Annotated in this window: 2 protein-coding genes and 1 pseudogene; all 3 read left to right on the forward strand. The window is 73.0% G+C overall.

Annotation, left to right across the window (positions count from 1 at the left end):
* A pseudogene (locus G6018_RS07725) lies at positions 1-439 on the forward strand (primosome assembly protein PriA); the annotation flags it as partial.
* Between the two features lie 81 nt (positions 440-520).
* Complete coding sequence (gene def, locus G6018_RS07730; RefSeq protein ID WP_179525343.1) at positions 521-1,075, forward strand: peptide deformylase; 555 nt, start codon at positions 521-523, stop codon at positions 1,073-1,075.
* A 2-nt stretch (positions 1,076-1,077) separates the two neighbouring features.
* Positions 1,078-1,428 (forward strand): formyltransferase family protein (locus tag G6018_RS07735; protein ID WP_347237826.1); only part of this gene is annotated, 351 nt, incomplete at its 3' end.

A 1,428-nucleotide genomic window follows, 5' to 3' on the forward strand; every position in this document is an offset into this window, starting at 1 on the left:
CGCCTGCCTGGTCCGCCCGGCCGCCGACGGGGGCCGTGTGTTCCTGTCGGCGGATTCCGGGTCCCCGGTCGCGCAGGCCCTGGTGCGGTGGGACCCCCAGGGGTGGGCCGAACGCGAACTCGCGGACCGCGCCGAGGTGGGGTTCCCGCCCGCCGTCCACATGATGGCGGTGGACGGCCCGGCCTCCGCGCTGGCCGAGATCCTCGACGAGCTCCGGATCCCGGACGAGGTGGAGGTGCTCGGGCCCGTCGACCTCCCCCCGGGGGAGGAGTTGCCCGGACACGACGGCGTGGAGGACCCCGAGCGGGTGTTGCTCCGCGTCCCGCCACCGCTGCTCGGAGCGGTCTCCACCGAACTACGGGCGGTCGTGGTGGCGCGGTCGGGACGGCGGAACGCCGACCCCGTCCGGGTCCGGCTCGACCCGGTACACATCGGCTGACCGGCCCGTGCGGTGGGTTGCCCGGAGACCACCTAGAATGGGCGTTTCCCGTATCCCCGTCCGCGAGGAGTTCAGATACGCATGGCCGTCCATCCCGTCCGGCTCTTCGGTGATCCCGTCCTGAGGACCCCGACCGATCCCGTCACCTCGTTCGACGACAGGTTGGCGCGCATCGTGGCCGACCTCATGGACACGGTCCGCCACGAGGACGGAGCCGGGTTGGCCGCTCCCCAGATCGGCGTGTCCACCCGGGTGTTCGTCTACACCTGTGGAGGCCGCGAGGGCCACCTCGTCAACCCGGAGTGGGAACCGATCGGGGACGAGAGGACTCACGTCAACGAGGGGTGCCTGTCGATCCCCGGGGTCTCCGAACCCACCGAACGCTACGCGCGTGTCGTGGCGCGCGGCGTCGACGTGCACGGAGAGCCGGTGCGTCTCGAGGCCGAGGGGATCCTCGCGCGCGCCGTGCAGCACGAGACCGACCACCTCGACGGGATCCTGTTCCTCCAGCGCCTCACCCCGGACCGGCGGCGCTCGGCGATGGCCGGGATACGGTCGTCCGGATGGTTCGGTAGCGACGCCATCAGCGCCGGGGTCGTCTACGACCGACTCGCCGACGCGATGGCGGTGAGGTGACGGTGCGACTCGTCTTCGCCGGCACACCGCAGGCGGCCGTCCCCTCGCTCGAGGCCCTGCTGACCTCAGGCCGACACGACGTGGTGGCGGTGGTCTCCCGTCCCGATGCCCGGACCGGTCGCGGCCGGAGCCTGTCCCGCAGTCCCGTGGCCGCGGCTGCCGACGCCGCGGGGATCGAGGTCCTCACGCCGCCGAACGCCCGCGACCCGCAGTTCGCCGAGCGCCTCCGTGACCTCGCACCCGACGCGGTGCCGGTGGTGGCCTACGGGCACCTGGTGCCGCGACCCGTCCTGGACATCCCCGCACACGGCTGGGTGAACCTCCACTTCTCGCTGCTGCCGGCGTGGCGGGGA

Origin of the sequence: Dietzia sp. DQ11-44 (assembly GCF_014145205.1) — a bacterium.
Lineage (GTDB): Bacteria > Actinomycetota > Actinomycetes > Mycobacteriales > Mycobacteriaceae > Dietzia > Dietzia natronolimnaea.

Excerpts from the sequence above, each read along its gene's own strand:
- def (WP_179525343.1), top strand. The coding sequence starts at position 521 with ATGGCCGTCCATCCCGTCCGGCTCTTCGGTGATCCCGTCCTGAGGACC.